We start from the raw sequence: 16,853 nt of genomic DNA, 5'->3' as shown, positions 1-16,853 counted from the left end.
TAAACTCCTATCCAATAATGTTTTTTATAGTAGATACTAGCTTTGTCTGACTTACTGGCTTTAATAAATAACCACTAGGCAAAAGCTTTAAAACCGCCTCTATGTGTTCTCTATCATTAACACCTGTTAAAAAAACTACTGGAATATCCTTAATATCATCATCCGCCTTAATCATTTCAAGAGTTTGTTTACCATCGCATACCGGCATTTCATAATCTAAGAGAATTAAATCTGGTCTCTTTTTTCCAATTGAGGTCATAGCCTTCATACCTGAATTAGCAATAGATACAGAATAGTAATCGTCTAGCATTTTTTTAATAGAACGAAGAGTCATGGCATCATCATCTACGATTAATACCTCCTTTTTTTCATCTGTACCTGCTTTTAGCACATTTTCTACCTTGATTTTTAAAATGTTACAAATACTTCTAAGTATTAGCTCTCCATCAACTTCTCTTTCAAACCTATAGTTTTGCATGTTTTTGCAAATGTGTTCATAGCTTTTAATTTTCTCTTCAGAGCCTACTGTCATCAGCGGGATTCGGGGATAATTCTTTGGTATTACTCCTAGTTTTCTTATATCATCATCTGTCATATCTTGAAGCAGGCAAATTATAAAATCTGGCTCAACTAACGTAAGCATGGACTCCACGCTAGAAAAATTATCTAGGCATAACTGTATCCTAAAATATTTTTGAAGGTAATCGTTTAACTTTTTAGAATCATTATTGGTCTTTGAAATAAATAAAATTTTCTTCATAAATGTCCTTTCTACAAGAAGCTTTTCATTTCCTTTGCAATCTCTTGTACTGCGTCCTCATCAAGATCTTTAACTGCCACCATCAACTTTGGCATTAAAGCATCCACTTCATCCCCAAAACTAAAATTTTTAACCTTAGACATAATTTCATCTGCTGTATCTATATCAAGACTTTCCATAGCCTGATTTAACATATCAAGCATAGTATTAAGCATGGCTAAATCTCCTTTTTTTAGTTCCCCTGTCAGCTCATTAATGTTTGCCACTAAAGATAACTTATCCCTATAAGAAAGCCATTCTTCTATGAAAATCTTATGCATACCTTTAATTATGCTTAACTTGCCATCCTTTGCTGCAAACTCTAGAATCTTAGCCATACCTGAAAGTGGCACAATACCAATAATGGCGGCGGCGCTCTTCATAGCATGAACCTGTATCCTATAATCTGTAAAGGCATTTAAATTGATGTCTGTCTTTTCTGTCTGAGTGCTTGTAGTCTCTGCTAACAAGAGCCTATCAAAAAAGTCCTCTAGCTTTTTAGCCTGAGTTTCTATTAACTCATAAAAGGAATCAATAGATTCCATAAGCATCTCTTTTTCTGGCAAATGTAAATAGGCATAATCCCAATCAAGTCCCTCCACCGCTGGCATTTCCTCTGAAAGATTATCCCTTGGAATAATATCCTCTTCTTCTTGTTCCTCTTCTGTTAGATAATGAATAGTATCCTTTGGCAAATATTCCTCTAAGGTCTTTAGTAATTTATCAATACTAATAGGCTTAGATAAAAAACCATCAAAGCCCAAGGATAAGTACTCTTCCTTAGCTCCTGCCATGGCATTAGCTGTTAAGGCAAATATAGGAGTCTTCTGACAATTAGGAAGCTCTCTTATATGATTTTTTGCCTCGATTCCATCCATGCCTGGCATCATATGATCCATAAAAATAATGTCATAATCTGAAGCCTTTGCCATTGTAATTGATTCCTTACCGCTAGAAGCCTCACTAATTTGAATCTTGGTTTTCTTAAGTAAGCTCTTAAATACCTTTCTATTCATGGCATTATCATCTACCACTAAAACACTGGCATTTTCAGCAACAAAGAACTTATCTGTACTCTCCTTCTTATCAATAACTCTAGTTTTATTAATATCTCCCATAGGATCGTGATCTACAATTGGCTGTTCTAGGTCAAAGAAGAATTTAGAACCCTTGCCATAAATACTTTTAACCTCTAGCTTTGAGCCCATTAACTCTAGTAGCTTTATTGTGATATTCATACCAAGCCCTGTGCCCTCTACGTTTCTGTTTCTACCCATGTCTAGTCTTTCAAATTCCACAAAAAGCTTAGATATATTTTCCTCTTCAATACCAATACCAGTATCTTCAACCTCAACGTGAAGTATTAACTTATCCCCTAAATTCTTACCGCTAACTCTTAACCAAACTCCGCCAGTATCTGTATACTTAACGGCATTAGTTAATATATTAGTTATTACTTGTCTAATTCTTACATCATCTCCATATAATTTCTTTGGAAGATTAGGATCTGCCTCTACAGTAAAGCTTAAATCCTTAGCCTGAGCCTTCCAGCTTATCATATTGACAAGTTCATAAATAAGACTAGAAAGTTCATATTCTATAGGCGCTATTTCCATTTTTCCAGAATCGATTTTAGAAGAATCTAGAATATCATTGATTAGGGATAACAAGGTATTACTTGCAGTGTTAATATCCGCTGCATAAGCCCTAATATCTGCCTCATTACTTTCTCTTAAAATCATTTCATCCATTCCCAAAATAGCATTAATTGGAGTTCTTATTTCATGAGACATCTGAGCTAAGAATCTAGATTTAGTCTGATTAGCATGCTCCGCCTCTTCCTTAGCCTCACGAATCTGATTATATTGTCTATTAATAACTGCCATATTGCCCATCTTTGAAAGAATCCAGGCAAGAATAGCAACTAACATCAAGGTATTAACACTTAAGTAAACCTTATAATAGAAACGTTCATATAATTTAGCATTTTTATAAAGCAAGAAAACCGCCTCTTTATAACTAGTTTCAAGGGAATCACTAACCACCCTAATTCTTAGTTTATGTAATCCATAAGGAATAAATCCATAATTAAGGGTTTCCATGGATGATTGTCTATAATAAGCACCACTATCATCAATGCCCTCTAATTCAACATAAACTAAAGGATCAGAAACTGTGTAATTTAATATACAAGGGGTAATAGAAATCTGCCCTACTCCCGCTGGAATACTGTAAACGCCATTAACTAATCTAACCTCATTGTCTCCTTGGCTAAGTTTACTTATGGTTATGGTAAAATGTGTATCTAAATCTCCATAACTGTCTAAATTTAAAACCCTAGCTCCATCATTACAGCAAATATATAATTTGTTGTTTTTTATATAATTAAAGGAATTAGCAACAAGACTTGTATCAAGACCTCGTTTATAATCTAGCAGGGTATAGGTGTAAGTCTCTTCATTAGCTAATAAATCCTGTTCATTAACTACAAACATACCACAGCTAGAACTAACATAAGCATTTCTATTCTTGTCTATGTAAATGTCATAATTATTCGAATATGGGAAATTATTCAATCTTCTAATCTCCCCTGTATTCTTGTGATAATAAATGTCATTACTTGTAACATATAAACGACCATCATAGCAATCCACTATCTTTAATATAATCTGAGAGGCAAGTCCATCCTCCCTACTAATGTGATTAACTATTGTATCCTCTCTAATTTCATAGACCCCCGCTCCATCTGTTCCAATATAAATTCGAGATTCTTGCTCTCCTGTAACCTCATCTCCTGTAACCTCCTCAAAGGCAGAAAGAATTTTGGTAACTTCAATTCCATCTTCACTTCCAAGGGTTTTTACAACTCTTCCATCTTCTATAAAACTAATACCTAAATCAGAAGCCGCTAGGATTCTCCCATCAGATAGCTCCATAGTAAATCTAAAATATTCACCTAAAACACCAGAATCCTCTGAATTATAATTTATAACGCTTCCATCATCCTTTATGGCTATAAGACCTAAATCACCATTACAGCTTACCCACAAAGTCTTATGACTATCTTTTAAAATGTGTCTAACCCTAATGCCATCAAAAATATCAAACTTCTCGTTTTCAATAACATTTCCATTAGAATCCACTGTAATAATTCCAGTATCTGTAGCTAAATAAATAGATTTACCATCTACATAACAACAATTAACCGTACCTGTACTTACATCCTTTGAGGAGCAAACATCTACAAAAGGATTTAGAGATAACTTTAAAACTCCTTGTGTAGCAGAAGCAAACCAAATATTATTTTGTTTATCTACTATCATTCCTCTTACAGAATGATTAAAATCAGATCTAGATAAATCCTCAAAGACACTGCTTTCTGATAAGTAGCCGATTCCATTTTCTGCACTAATAAAGCAGCCTTCAAAGGCAGTGCTATAGTTTATGTAATTGATATTAGTTAAATCCCCTGTACTAATGTACTCAAAGGTTGTAAATTGGTTATTTACAAACCTTGCCTTTTCAATAATATTAGAACTAGTGCCTATATAGAAGCAATTTTCATTAGAGGAATATTCAATAGAAATGTATGTATATTCTGGATTTGATGAAGAATATAGGCTCACTAAATTATCGGAATCAAGAACAAAGACTTCTCCATCCTTATTGACTCCGCAAATTTTTTCAGATCCAAAAGAGCAAATACTATCCGCATAGCTAGTCTCTTCGATTTTGTCCATATTGGTAATTACAAATGTATCATCTGTAGAATTAGTTACTTTTTCCTTGTTATATACAAGACTTATCTTTGTTAAATAAGAGGCGGTTGCCACATATAAATGTCCATTGCCATCATCACACATGTCTCTTATGGAATCTGAACATAAGCCCTCATCAGTAGTAAAAAATCTAAGTTCATCTTTTTCGTAATTATAATAAGCTAAACCGCTATCATTAGTTGCTATCCAAAGCCTATCTAGATTATCTATCATTAGTTTTTTTACATTAGAAATTCGATCATCTAAATCATAAAGGGAATAGTTTATTCCATCATATCTATATAAGCCAGAATAAGTTCCTACATAAATATAGCCGTCTCCAGTTTGTGCTATATCATTGATTTGCGCTGTATTTAAGCCATTTTCAATACCATAACACATGCCAGTATAATTAACATTTATATTAGTATTAATATTATTCTTAACCGCTGTACTAGAACTTCCTGCATCTATAGTTATGCTATCAACTAAGTTTGCAGTAACTACTTTTTTTGCAAAGTTAGAGCCCACCGCCATATAGGAAGCCAATAGTGGAATTATAAGGATTATTATTAACTTTTTCTTATTCTTCTTTAAATTATTCTTCTTTAAAGCTCTTTCGTATCTTTTTACTTCATATTTATGTCTTATCTCTGCCTTACGTTTACTATTCTGCTCTAAAAATTCTTCATCCTGTCCTAAATTTAGCACAATTCCTTCTTTTTTAAAGGCCTCTACTGCAGTGACCATAAACATTAAAGTGATTAACTTATCTGGAAGATTGACAATAGATTCACCTAAAATACAACAAATCACCTTAACATTAATTCTAAAAGAAGTCATTTCAACCAAGGCATCTCCCCAGATATTACCGGTCATGCCGTCTTTTAAGTACATATTTATAGGTGTGGAGAAAAGAACGGTTGTAAAACTAGCTGCCAAACCAGTTACAACTACTGTAAAAAGATAATTAGACTTATCCCTATCGTATAACATTTTACCCACAACAATTCCCCCAGCAACACTTACAATGGCATATAATAAGTCACTGAGATTTCCTATTGCAAATATTAAATTCATAGCCAAACCAGCCAATGCCCCGGCAAGAGGACCTAAGACTATACTCACTAAATAAGTGCCATAAGCATCCATATAAAATGGCAAATATAGATTAGTGGCTATAATTCTACCCATACAATTAAGTATAATTCCAATTATAATCATGGAAACACTATACTTATTCACATGAAATTTGTATTTATCCATTTTCTCCTCACTTTGTTCACGTTACAGTTACAAATATTATAACATAATTAGTATTGTTTTTCATCTAATGATATATATGAGAAGATATACAGTTTGCTTAAAATTATGAACAATAATTGACTCTCCCACATACTCGTGCTATAGTCTGCTATTGGATGGTATTCGAAAGAAGCTGTACCGATAAATTTTTATTTTGATTATAAGTAAATATCACTTTAATTTTGATCCTATGCAAGACCTAATCTATGAGCTTTTTAGGCAAGGGTACGAAAGGCGGTGATTATATGAATATAGGTTTTATTGGTGCTGGTAAAGTTGGTTTTTCTCTCGGAAAATATCTCAAACTTAACCAGCATTTTTTATCCGGCTATTATAGTCAAAACTTATCATCATCATTAAAGGCAGCAGAGTTTACGGACTCTAAGCAATTTACTAACATTAAAAATCTTGTAGGTGAAAGTGATATTATTTTCCTTACAGTGCCAGATAGTGCATTAGCTACTGTCTCCCAAGAAATCTCCCAATACCCTGTTGCTGGAAAGATTTTTTGTCACTGTAGTGGAGCTTTTAATCACGAAATCTTATCGGAACTAGAGGCTAAAGGAGCCTTTACTTTTTCGATTCATCCATTCCTGGCAATATCAGATAAATACACATCATACCAGGATTTATCCAAAGCGTTTTTTACAATTGAAGGAAATCTTACTAATCCTTTAGGACTTGAAAAAAAGGAAATTATCGAGGAACTCATTAAGTCTTGTCATAACAGCTATCAGTTCATCGATTCTAAGGACAAGGTTAAATACCACACTAGCGCTGTGTTTGCCTCTAACTTAATGATAGGCCTTGTGGATATGGCAACTAATCTTTTACTTGATTGTGGCTTTTCAAGGGAGAATGCCAACCAGGCTTTATCTAACATTTTAGAGAGTAATCTTTCTAGCATAATTAATAAGGGTTGTGAAAATGCATTAACTGGCCCTATTGAAAGAAATGATTATAAGACAGTAACATCCCACCTTGACTGCCTTTCCCAAAAGGATAGCTATAAAGAGGCTTACAAGGCCCTCTCAAAGCAATTAGTTTTAATTGCAAGTAAGAAACATCCGGATAGAGATTATTCAATTATGAATTCGCTTTTAGATAAATAACTAGATAAAGGAGCTTTAAATGAAAAGAACAGTAACAAGCCTAGCTAAGGCTAAACAAGAGGGAAGAAAAATTAGTATGCTTACCTGCTATGATTACACAACAGCATGCATTATGGAAAAAGCCGGTATCGACTGCATTTTAATTGGAGATTCCCTTGGCATGACAATTCTTGGTTATAAGGATACTCTTTCAGTAACTATGGAGGACATGATACATCATACAAGAGCAGTATCACGTGGCTTAGACAATACATTTTTAATAGCAGATATGCCTTTCCTTTCTTATCAGACATCAATTTATGATGCAGTTTTAAACGCAGGTCGTTTAGTTAAGGAAGGTCATGCACAGGCTGTAAAGCTTGAAGGTGGTGCTAAGGTTTGCGAGCAAATCGAGGCCATTACTAAGGCAGATATTCCAGTTTGTGCCCACATTGGTCTTACACCACAGTCTATTAATAGCTTTGGTGGCTTTAAGGTACAGGGAAAAAATCTTAATCAGGCAAAACAGTTAATTGAGGATGCCCTTGCAGTAGAAAAGGCCGGTGCTTTCATGGTTGTCTTAGAGTGTGTACCTGCAAAGCTTGCAAGCATTGTATCTAAAAAGCTTCACATTCCAACTATTGGAATCGGTGCTGGGGCTGGCTGTGACGGTCAGGTTTTAGTTTACCAGGATATGTTAAATATGTTTGATGGACTTAAGCCTAAGTTTGTTAAGCACTTTGCTAATGTTGGTGAGGAAATGAAGAATGCCTTTATTAAATATGACGAGGAAGTAAAGGCAGGAGTATATCCTAGTGAAGAGCATACATTTGCAATAGACGAGGAAATATTAAAGGAAATCGAGGAGAATTAGGAAAATGATAATTACAAAGACAGTTAAAGAAGTTAAAGAGCATGTAAGAGAATGGAAAAAGCAAGGTCTATCTATTGGTCTTGTTCCTACAATGGGTTATCTTCATGAAGGACATGCAAGTCTTATTAAGAAGGCTAGAGAGGACAATGACATTGTTATAGTAAGTGATTTTGTTAATCCTATTCAGTTTGGTGTTGGCGAAGATTTAGAAAGCTATCCTAGAGATTTTGCTGCAGACTGTAAATTATGCGAAGGTCTTGGAGTTGACTTAATCTTTAATCCAAGCCCAGAAGAAATGTATCTTGATGGCTTCCACTCTCACGTAGGAGTAGACGTATTATCAGAAAATCTTTGCGGTAAAACTCGTCCTATTCACTTTAACGGTGTGTGCACAGTTGTTACTAAACTTTTCAACATTTCAGAAGCTAACAGAGCTTACTTTGGACAAAAGGATGCACAGCAGCTTTGTATCGTAAAGCGCATGGTTCGTGACTTAAACTACAACATCGAAATCATTGGTTGCCCTATTATTCGTGAAGATGATGGACTTGCTAAGAGTTCAAGAAACACTTACTTAAATCCTGAGGAAAGAAAGGCAGCTCTTATTCTTAACAAAGCTTTAACTTCTGGAAAGTCTCTTCTTTTATCAGGAGAGCTTGACGCAGACAAGATTAAGAAAGCTATTACAGATATTATTAATAGCGAGCCTCTTGCTAAAATCGACTATGTAGAGATAGTTGATACTAAGGAACTTCAGCCAGTAAAACAAATCACAGGAGAAGTCCTTTGCGCTATTGCAGTTTATATTGGCAAGACAAGACTTATTGATAATTTCTTTGCTTAGAAAAAAAGCAGATTGACGGCTTTTGCTGCCATGAACGTGAACGACTTTTATGGCTTGGTCGATGGCAGCAATAAGCATTGACCTGCGATAAGCTTTGAACCACGATAAGCTTCGAGCTGCGATAATATAGAAATATAGTAAAAACGGTTACATTAAGGAGTAATTTATGAATTTAACAATGCTAAAGGGAAAGATTCATCGTGCTGTAGTTACACAAGCAGAATTAAACTACGTTGGAAGTATCACTATTGATAGCGAGCTTCTTGAAGCTGCTGGAATCTTAGAATATGAAATGGTACAAATCGTTGATGTACAAAACGGAAACAGATTTGAAACTTACACTATTGCTGGCGAGCCAGGTTCAGGCATGATTTGCCTTAACGGGGCAGCAGCAAGACAGGTATCGGTTGGCGATAACGTAATCATTATGTGCTATGCAAGCTATAGCGCTGAAGAAGCTAAGGAACATAAGCCAAAGGTAGTATTTGTGGATGAGAAGAATAAGGCTACTCGTGTGACTAATTACGAGAAGCATGGAGAGTTGGGGTAAGTTGGACTTTCCCGGAACTTTGGCGCCCTTTGGGAGTTTGGTTTTGGTATAGCCTGGGACTTTGGTGCACTTTGGGGTTTAATTTTGGTATAGCACGGGACTTTGGTGCCTTTTGGGACTTGGTTTCATACTGGAATTCTGAGATTTTGCGGGTAAGATGAACTTTCCCGTGTTTTGATGGTATGTGAAATTACAGGATTTGGGAAAAAATCCGGATATTCAACAGTTGATACAGGCACACAGAAGAATTCTTATAATTACCTGTATGAAGCTAGTTAAATGTTTGCAACAAGTTGCAGGTAATATTTGATTTCTTGGTTTTTACCGGTAATCTCCTACTTGCCTTAAAACTTACAATACCGGTAGATGATAAATTTCTGGGAATTGCCTGTAACTTGCTTAATCAGGGAAGGCTATGCCAAATCAAGGCATACAAGCAAAAAAGGAATTCTTAAGCTTTACCTGTACGATATTAAATTAATTTAGTTAGCTTCATACCATCAAAATTAGATTTCTTGGCTGTTGCCTGTAGGCAAGGCTGAAATTCCTCAAAAAGTCGCCGGAATTTTCAAGAAAACCTCAGAAATTCCCAAGAAAGGGAGTTGCCAGTTTGAACAGCCCCCTGTGATGCAGAAAGGGAGTTGCCAGTTCATACTGGCAACTCCCTTAAACTTTACAACTTCATTTCCATGCCTAGCTTTAAGCACTCAAATCCATTCTTCTCATAAAACTTCATTGCGCTTTCATTACAAGCCCAAACATTTAGAGTTACATTGTAGTATCCATTATCCTTGGCAAAGCTCTTAACATAGTCGATAAGCTTTGTTCCAACATGCTTTCCTCTTGCCTTCTCATCTACGCATAAATCATCAACATAAAGAGACTTTATATCAGTTAATATGTTATCTCCAATATGCTGCTGTGTCTGACAGAAAGCATAACCTAATACCTTTCCTTCTTCCTCTGCAACAAAAATAGGATTTAAATCGTTCTTTATTAATTCCTCTAACTGTTCTTTAGTATACTTAGTTCCTACGTTAAAGATATCTGGTCTTCCCTTGTGATGAACTAAATTTACTTGTAAAAGTAAATCTAGAATTGTCTCTAAATCTTTAGATTGCGCTCTTCTAATCATTTCTTCTTCCTCCTTGTTGTTAACGTGATTAGCGTAACATAAATTTAAGGGAAAGAACAAGTGATTAAACGAACTGTAAAATCTGCAATAAAAAAATATTTAAAATATTAATTTTTAGATTTAAACTTGTACTCTTCGTAACTATTTTCAACACGTTTATTACATTTACAACAAACTTCCCAAAATCCATTTCTATCTTCATATCCAGTTTTAAAACCATAATATGAACTATTACATTCACAAAATCCATCAAATATATATTTTCCCTTTATTCGACATTCAGGATAACATAATATATTTCTCTCAATTGATTTTATTACTTCTGTAGGGATTTTATTTATATCCAATCTATAGATCACATTTAATCTTGGATTGTATAAGCCAATTTTCGTAATATTTTTATATATTTCTTGTCCGGAATGCTGTCCCATTATCCAATACATTAATAATTGCATTGTATTTTTTGCCTTAGGCTTGTATTTTGAAACCTTAAAATCCCATAAAGTATCATTTGTTAAAAAATCGCCATCACCAGAACTAACTTCAAGTGTATATCCTCCAAATTCTCCTTCTTTCATAACTCTATAAACTAATTGATTTTTAAGATCTTCTTTATCTTTGTCAGATAAATCTAAATACCACTGAGGTTCAAATGTAAATCCGTCTTTTACTACTGGTCCATATGTATTATAAAAACTAATACTTCTTTCAACCATTATTCTAATATTATTTATAGTATCCTTATCTAATTCAATTTCAAAAAACTGAGTAGACCTTTCTGCAATACTTAAAGATGTTCTATAATAAGAATCAAAAGTTGCTAACATACATGCATAATTTATTGATTTATCATCTAATCCCTTTATGCTTTTTACAAAACTTATAGCTAATTTAATTATGCCATAATCTACATCTAGATCTATTAACACATCTTTTAGCATCTCACTTTTTTCTGCATTTTTAGCTCCTAATAACGAAATCTTAAAAGCATCTTCTGCCTTAGCCCCCATCATAAAACGAGTCATATAATCCACAACTAATCCGACAGTTTGTGGTGCTATACTTTCTTTTATTGCCAATTCTTTATTATCTTCTAATTTTATAACATCAAAATCTTTAATATTAGCATATCCACCTCTTGGTTGACTTATTAATTCGATCTTACTTGTAACAGAATACATATAACCTCCTTAATCTGACTATATATCGCCAATATGTAATCTTTATTATATATTACATTTATTATTTTTCAATCTAGAATAACTATCACCTCATAAATATGTATAACAAAAAAGCACTAATGATTATATATAATCATTAGTACTTTTTACTGCTTATATCAATATCACTTTTTCTAATCTACTTACTATAGCAATCAAAATACTTCAATTCCAACTTCTTAGCCTTATTAAAGCACTCCTCATTCTTCTGTTGGATTGGAGAATTTTTATCACTAGCAAGGGATAGACATTCACTTGCATCTTTATCATATTCCCCTGTGGTATTGTGATACCAATACCAGTCATTCTTAGCATCATTGTATTCTGTAAAGTAAAAGTCCGTTGCTTCTAAGGCATCATTACTACTATTAATCTCATATAAGCCCCAAATTGTATAGGATGCTCCACCTGACCCTGTATTAAAAATCGTATTGTCATTTAATAGATAATAAGAATCTCTAATTCCCCCATCAGCTAATAAAACAGCTTTATTATTCTTTAATGTATATATAGCAAGAATCCTACTATTTTCCTGAAGATCATTCTTTTCTGCAAAAATCAATTCATCTACACCATCTGAATTAATATCAACTAGTATATAACCAATTTCTGATTTTATGTCATCAACGCTTTTACCATAGGCTCTTTCATTCCCTACAATTTCAGCAATTCCATTTTGTCCATCAGATATCGTTTGCGAGCCATCAAATTCAGAAATAAAAGTATATGTATCATCCACTATTTTCTTATATGCTGAATTTAATTCCTTCTCTTTAGTTTCAGACTCATTAGATTGGCTTGTCTTTGCATCCTCTACGGAGGCTGTACTTTCAACACTTACATTAGTAGATGAATTATCCACCTTATCATCCCTTTTAGCGTCATTTTTTCCACAAGCTGCTAGAGTTATTAACGCTCCACATAATAATAGTCCTGTAATTTTTTTGTTTCTCATAAGTAAATGTCCCCTCTCTTAATTTTTTATTAACTATAAGATTAATGAACTTAGTTTATATACGATTTCATTAATCAAAGTCACAATAAAAAATATGTTTTTAAGCTGTTAATTCATGTCTTATTTTTTCAATAAGTGTTACATCAGCAGGTAGCCATGCAACCTCATCTAAATGCTTACTAGTTAGCCACTTTGCGGCTTCATGTTCCTTAAGAACTAAGTCTCCCTCTTCGATCTCAGACCAGAAACAATCCATTGAAAGATGGAAAGTTGGGTAGTCGTATTCGATTGTATCGATTAAATCGCCCACCTTAATCTTAGTGTCCAATTCTTCCATAATTTCTCTACGAAGGGCTTCCTTAGGAGTCTCACCCTCCTCAATCTTACCGCCAGGAAATTCCCAGCCGCCCTTTAAATCGCCGTAACCTCTTTGAGTTGCAAAAATGATTGGATCACCGTTAGCGTTTTTATCCTTTATGACTGCTGCCACAACTCGTATTGTTTTCATATGTCCTCCCGTTTTTATAGTTAATTTTATTCTGTCCTTTTTATTCAAAGCTAATTAGCTAATCAAATATTCATATATATCCTCACGAACCTCTCTATCAAGGCTAAACAAGAAATTCACTATAGGCAAATCTTGACCTTTGTCATTCTTAATGGTCTTTTGTTGCCAATCAATTGGCTTTACATTTCCCATATAATAAAAGTCTGAACCCTCGCCATCACTCTTCTTAATAAAGAGACAAATTTTAAGATTATTATCTTTATAGTTGATTATACTCTGTGCTTCATCCTTTTCAAGAGTCACCCTACTTCTTGTCATCCAACTAAATATACGTTGATTAATAAATTGATCCTCGTATTTTGTACTTTCTGAGATATCATCTTTTTTCTCATAAGTTATAAAAATAGGGCAAGTATTATGCTTAATTCTATATCCATACATAGTTGAACTCTCATCCTTATCCCAGTTCATAAGACGACATACATCTTTTCTGGAATATTTTTCATAGAGAACTAAATTGTTATCATCATGATTCTTATAAATATCCTCATATCGTCTAAAGCCGTATTCTATGAGATTTTCCAGCTCATTTTTAAAATACAAATCATGTAAAATATTATAAAAAGCAGTTTCTCGTTTTAGGTAATCCTTATTGAAAGTCTTCATATCAACAAAATCAACATCTTTAAAATTTTTCTTATCTGAACCAGATAAAAACTCCCCTGTAATAATTCTTAAAGCTGATTCATAATCTGCTTCTTTAAACTTTTCATTTTGGGCTTCCAGATTTTTGATAAAATCGGACTTTTCAATATTTCCCTTTTCAATTATTGCCTTTAACATTAAAAGCTCATGAATTCTCTTTCCATCAACTATTAAATTAGATATAAAGCTAATTGTATCCACTTGCTCCTTATTAAGATTAATGACATAATCCTTATCAACGCTCTTAACGAATTCATAATAAGAACCAGAATATTTTATAAAAAGCATAGGATCAACTTCACCATGTTCATAAAAATCTAACACAGAAGGAATCCTACCAAGCTTATATTTCATCTGATAATACTTCTCCTGAAGCATCTTCTTTTTTGTTGTCATCTTATCGATAGATTCATAAATTTGCTTTCTAGTTATTTCGTCAAAATGTATTGTTGAACAACCAGGAATCACCCTTGAACCTTCTCTTACATACTTACGAATTGTATCCTTGTTATAGCTTCTATCTCCAGAAAGGGCAATTGGAATCAGGAAGTTATTCTGATAATTTCCAATAAAATCAAGAACAACAACATATTCCTTGTTGTCAGCTTTTCTTAAGCCTCTTCCTAATTGCTGCACAAAAATAATCGCTGACTGTGTTGGACGAAGCATAATAACCTGATTAACCTCAGGAATATCAACACCCTCGTTAAAGATATCTACAGTAAAAATGTAGTCTAAGGCCTTATGTCCATTTTCTTCAAAATTATCCATCTCAAGTCTTGCAACTGCTGCCTCACGTTCCTCTTCTGAATTCTCACCTGAAAGTGCAACAGTGTTTAAACCTCGGCTATTAAATTCTACAGAAAGCTGTTTAGCCTCTTCATTTCTAGAACAAAAGATAAGCCCTTTAACCCTTTCTCCAGAATGTCCATAATAATTTGCCTGTTCTAAAATGTGGTCCACTCTAGACTTTGATGTGAGTTTACTAAAGGCAGTGTTATCATCAATCAATTCTCCATCAATAGATAAATCTGAAATTCCAAAGTAATGAAATGGACATAATAAATCCTCTTCTAAGGCTTGATTAAGGCGAATCTCGTAAGCAATATTATGATCAAAAAGCTTATATATATCAAAGCCATCCGTTCTTTCTGGAGATGCTGTCATTCCAAGAAAAAGACGTGGTTTAAAATATTCCATAATTTTTTGATAAGTTGGGGCACCTGCCTTATGGGTCTCATCAATCACAATACAATCAAACCTATTGATGTCGAATTTATTCAAAATTTCATCTCTACTCATTGTCTGAACAGTTGAAAACAAATAATCGGCATGGTAATCCTTATGATTACCTGACAAAAGCCCTGTAGATACCGTACTTGGCAAAACTTTTTTATAAGAATTCCTTGCCTGCTTTAAAATCTGCTCACGATGCACCAAGAATAAAACCTTCTTAAAACCTAACTCACGCATGGCAAAAGCTGAAGCGTAAGTCTTACCTGTACCTGTTGCAGAAATAAGTAAAGCCCTTGTTTTTTTATTTCCATCAGCCTCATCTTTTTCTAAAATCTTTCTTAGATTAGTTATAAAGCCAGTTTGCATGCTATTAGGCTCAAGTTTATATTTTTCCAAAGATACCAATTCTTCAGCCTTAGCAATCTGTCGTTGCTTGCTTATGATTTGATACTTTTCTTTATAATTCTCAATAAAATCCTCAAAGCTTAAGCTATCCTGCGAGTTCCACAAAGCATTAAACTCCTCAATGATCTGCTTTGTCATCTCACCATCTTTAGTCGAGACAAGTTTTGTGTTCCACTCAATATTCTTAGTAAGAGCCGAACCTGTAAGATTCGCACTACCGATGATTATTCTGTATATTTCTTCTTTTTTGAAAATGTATCCCTTAGTGTGAAATCCTTCTTTGCCGTCCTGTACGTGATACATTTTAAGTTCTATATTCTTTAATTGGTGAATTGTTTCGAGAGCCTTAGGTTCACTAAAGTTAAGATAATCCGTTGTTAAAATCTGACCGGGAATATTCTTCTCTTCAAGCTCCTTTAATATGGATAATAAAGGAGTGATGCCACTTCTAGTTATAAAGGCAACGCTGATTTGAAAGCTATCACAAGCTCGAAGTTCATTCTCGATAGATGCAATAACTTTCTTACCTTCTTTATAATTATTAGACACGAATTGTGGTCTGAAACTTTCGTTAGAAACAGCAGAGCCGTTAATATATGCAGTTTCAAAGCCTTTTCTTAATTCGTTAATCATTAATTTTTCCTCGCTTTTATGTATTTTGCTTGATTACTATATTCTATTATACTACATGGATTATTTTAGTGATATTATTTCTAAATTAATAATTTCAATTAATGTCATAAAATAGGGCGATATCAAATTAATTAATATCACCCTAGAAGTTTTATTTAATTGTTAGTGTATATAGAATATCTTCCCAATATTTATGAGTTAAAGTTATACTTTGAGCTTGCTCTATCATTTCTTTGTCAACTTCTGTATATATAACAAAGTTATAATCTCTAAATAATTCAGGCTGTTTATCTGGGAAAGGAGTTGTTATAATTCCATCATCCGACAAATATAAAGCATTACATCTTATTTCAGTTCCATCAATATTCAATGTTACATTTATCTTATCATTATTTTTAAAATAGTCAGAAATATACCACATATCATAAAGCGGTAAATATTCTTCTTTGTATTCATATAATGGTTCGCAATAATATGTATATTCACATATAAAAAATGTATTATTAACATCCTGTAAATCATCTATATATTCTTCATAAGGATATCCCTCATTATCTAAATAATAATCTTTAAACGTAAATGTATATTTTTGTTTAGCTGCATCATCTGTAAATTCTTCAATTTTATTTAGCTCATATTTCTCTATATCTTTTTGCGATTCAGTTTCTTTAGCAGTTGTTTCAACTGTTTCTGTTGCAGTTTCAACTTCGGCTGATTCAATTTCTTTATTTTCACTACCAGTGCTACCACATCCCAAAACTGATAAAGCGAATAAAGTTGCCATTGATAATAATAAACATCTTTTCATAATTAACCCCCTTAGATTACTCTTATA

General features: G+C 33.5%; 12 protein-coding genes. 4 read left to right on the top strand and 8 right to left on the bottom strand.

The window, feature by feature from the left end; genetic code table 11:
- Positions 1-7: 7 nt before the first annotated feature.
- Both G600_RS0100565 and G600_RS14830 read right to left on the bottom strand, forming a co-directional pair.
- Entirely contained in the window at positions 8-760 is a 753-nt protein-coding gene (locus G600_RS0100565; protein ID WP_027430189.1) for a response regulator, read from the bottom strand.
- A gap of 11 nt (positions 761-771) precedes the next feature.
- Positions 772-5,823 carry a hybrid sensor histidine kinase/response regulator gene (locus tag G600_RS14830; protein ID WP_051195291.1) on the bottom strand — a complete coding sequence of 1,684 codons (5,052 nt, stop codon included), beginning with the start codon at positions 5,821-5,823 and terminating at the stop codon, positions 772-774.
- A gap of 284 nt (positions 5,824-6,107) precedes the next feature.
- Here G600_RS14830 and G600_RS0100555 point away from each other — a divergent pair, with 284 nt between their 5' ends.
- The 4 genes from G600_RS0100555 (at position 6,108) to panD (ending at position 9,221) form a co-directional block, all read left to right on the top strand.
- Positions 6,108-6,974, top strand: coding sequence for a Rossmann-like and DUF2520 domain-containing protein (locus tag G600_RS0100555; RefSeq protein WP_027430188.1), 867 nt, complete (start codon positions 6,108-6,110; stop codon positions 6,972-6,974).
- Positions 6,975-6,993: 19 nt separating this feature from the next.
- Positions 6,994-7,827, top strand: a complete 834-nt coding sequence (gene panB / locus G600_RS0100550) for a 3-methyl-2-oxobutanoate hydroxymethyltransferase (protein WP_027430187.1) — start codon at positions 6,994-6,996, stop codon at positions 7,825-7,827.
- A gap of 4 nt (positions 7,828-7,831) precedes the next feature.
- On the top strand, positions 7,832-8,671 hold the full coding sequence (panC, locus tag G600_RS0100545; RefSeq protein WP_027430186.1) for a pantoate--beta-alanine ligase: 840 nt from the start codon (positions 7,832-7,834) through the stop codon (positions 8,669-8,671).
- A 166-nt stretch (positions 8,672-8,837) separates the two neighbouring features.
- Complete coding sequence (gene panD / locus G600_RS0100540) at positions 8,838-9,221, top strand: aspartate 1-decarboxylase (protein ID WP_027430185.1); 384 nt, start codon at positions 8,838-8,840, stop codon at positions 9,219-9,221.
- Between the two features lie 673 nt (positions 9,222-9,894).
- Here panD and G600_RS0100535 read toward each other — a convergent pair.
- The 6 genes from G600_RS0100535 to G600_RS0100510 form a co-directional block, all read right to left on the bottom strand.
- Complete coding sequence (locus tag G600_RS0100535) at positions 9,895-10,356, bottom strand: GNAT family N-acetyltransferase (RefSeq protein ID WP_027430184.1); 462 nt, start codon at positions 10,354-10,356, stop codon at positions 9,895-9,897.
- A gap of 107 nt (positions 10,357-10,463) precedes the next feature.
- Positions 10,464-11,537 carry a hypothetical protein gene (locus tag G600_RS13330; protein ID WP_051195290.1) on the bottom strand — a complete coding sequence of 358 codons (1,074 nt, stop codon included), beginning with the start codon at positions 11,535-11,537 and terminating at the stop codon, positions 10,464-10,466.
- A gap of 178 nt (positions 11,538-11,715) precedes the next feature.
- Positions 11,716-12,531: a hypothetical protein gene (locus G600_RS0100525; RefSeq protein ID WP_027430183.1), complete on the bottom strand. Its 816-nt coding sequence runs from the start codon at positions 12,529-12,531 to the stop codon at positions 11,716-11,718.
- Positions 12,532-12,631: 100 nt separating this feature from the next.
- Positions 12,632-13,039, bottom strand: a complete 408-nt coding sequence (locus G600_RS0100520; RefSeq protein WP_027430182.1) for a (deoxy)nucleoside triphosphate pyrophosphohydrolase — start codon at positions 13,037-13,039, stop codon at positions 12,632-12,634.
- Between the two features lie 54 nt (positions 13,040-13,093).
- Positions 13,094-16,018, bottom strand: coding sequence for a DUF3427 domain-containing protein (locus tag G600_RS0100515; RefSeq protein ID WP_027430181.1), 2,925 nt, complete (start codon positions 16,016-16,018; stop codon positions 13,094-13,096).
- Positions 16,019-16,169: 151 nt separating this feature from the next.
- Positions 16,170-16,826 carry a hypothetical protein gene (locus tag G600_RS0100510; RefSeq protein WP_027430180.1) on the bottom strand — a complete coding sequence of 219 codons (657 nt, stop codon included), beginning with the start codon at positions 16,824-16,826 and terminating at the stop codon, positions 16,170-16,172.
- Positions 16,827-16,853 lie beyond the last annotated feature (27 nt).

Origin of the sequence: Lachnospira multipara ATCC 19207, from assembly GCF_000424105.1 — a bacterium.
In the GTDB taxonomy this organism is placed as follows: domain Bacteria; phylum Bacillota; class Clostridia; order Lachnospirales; family Lachnospiraceae; genus Lachnospira; species Lachnospira multipara.
This window is presented reverse-complemented; position numbering and strand designations above follow the sequence as displayed.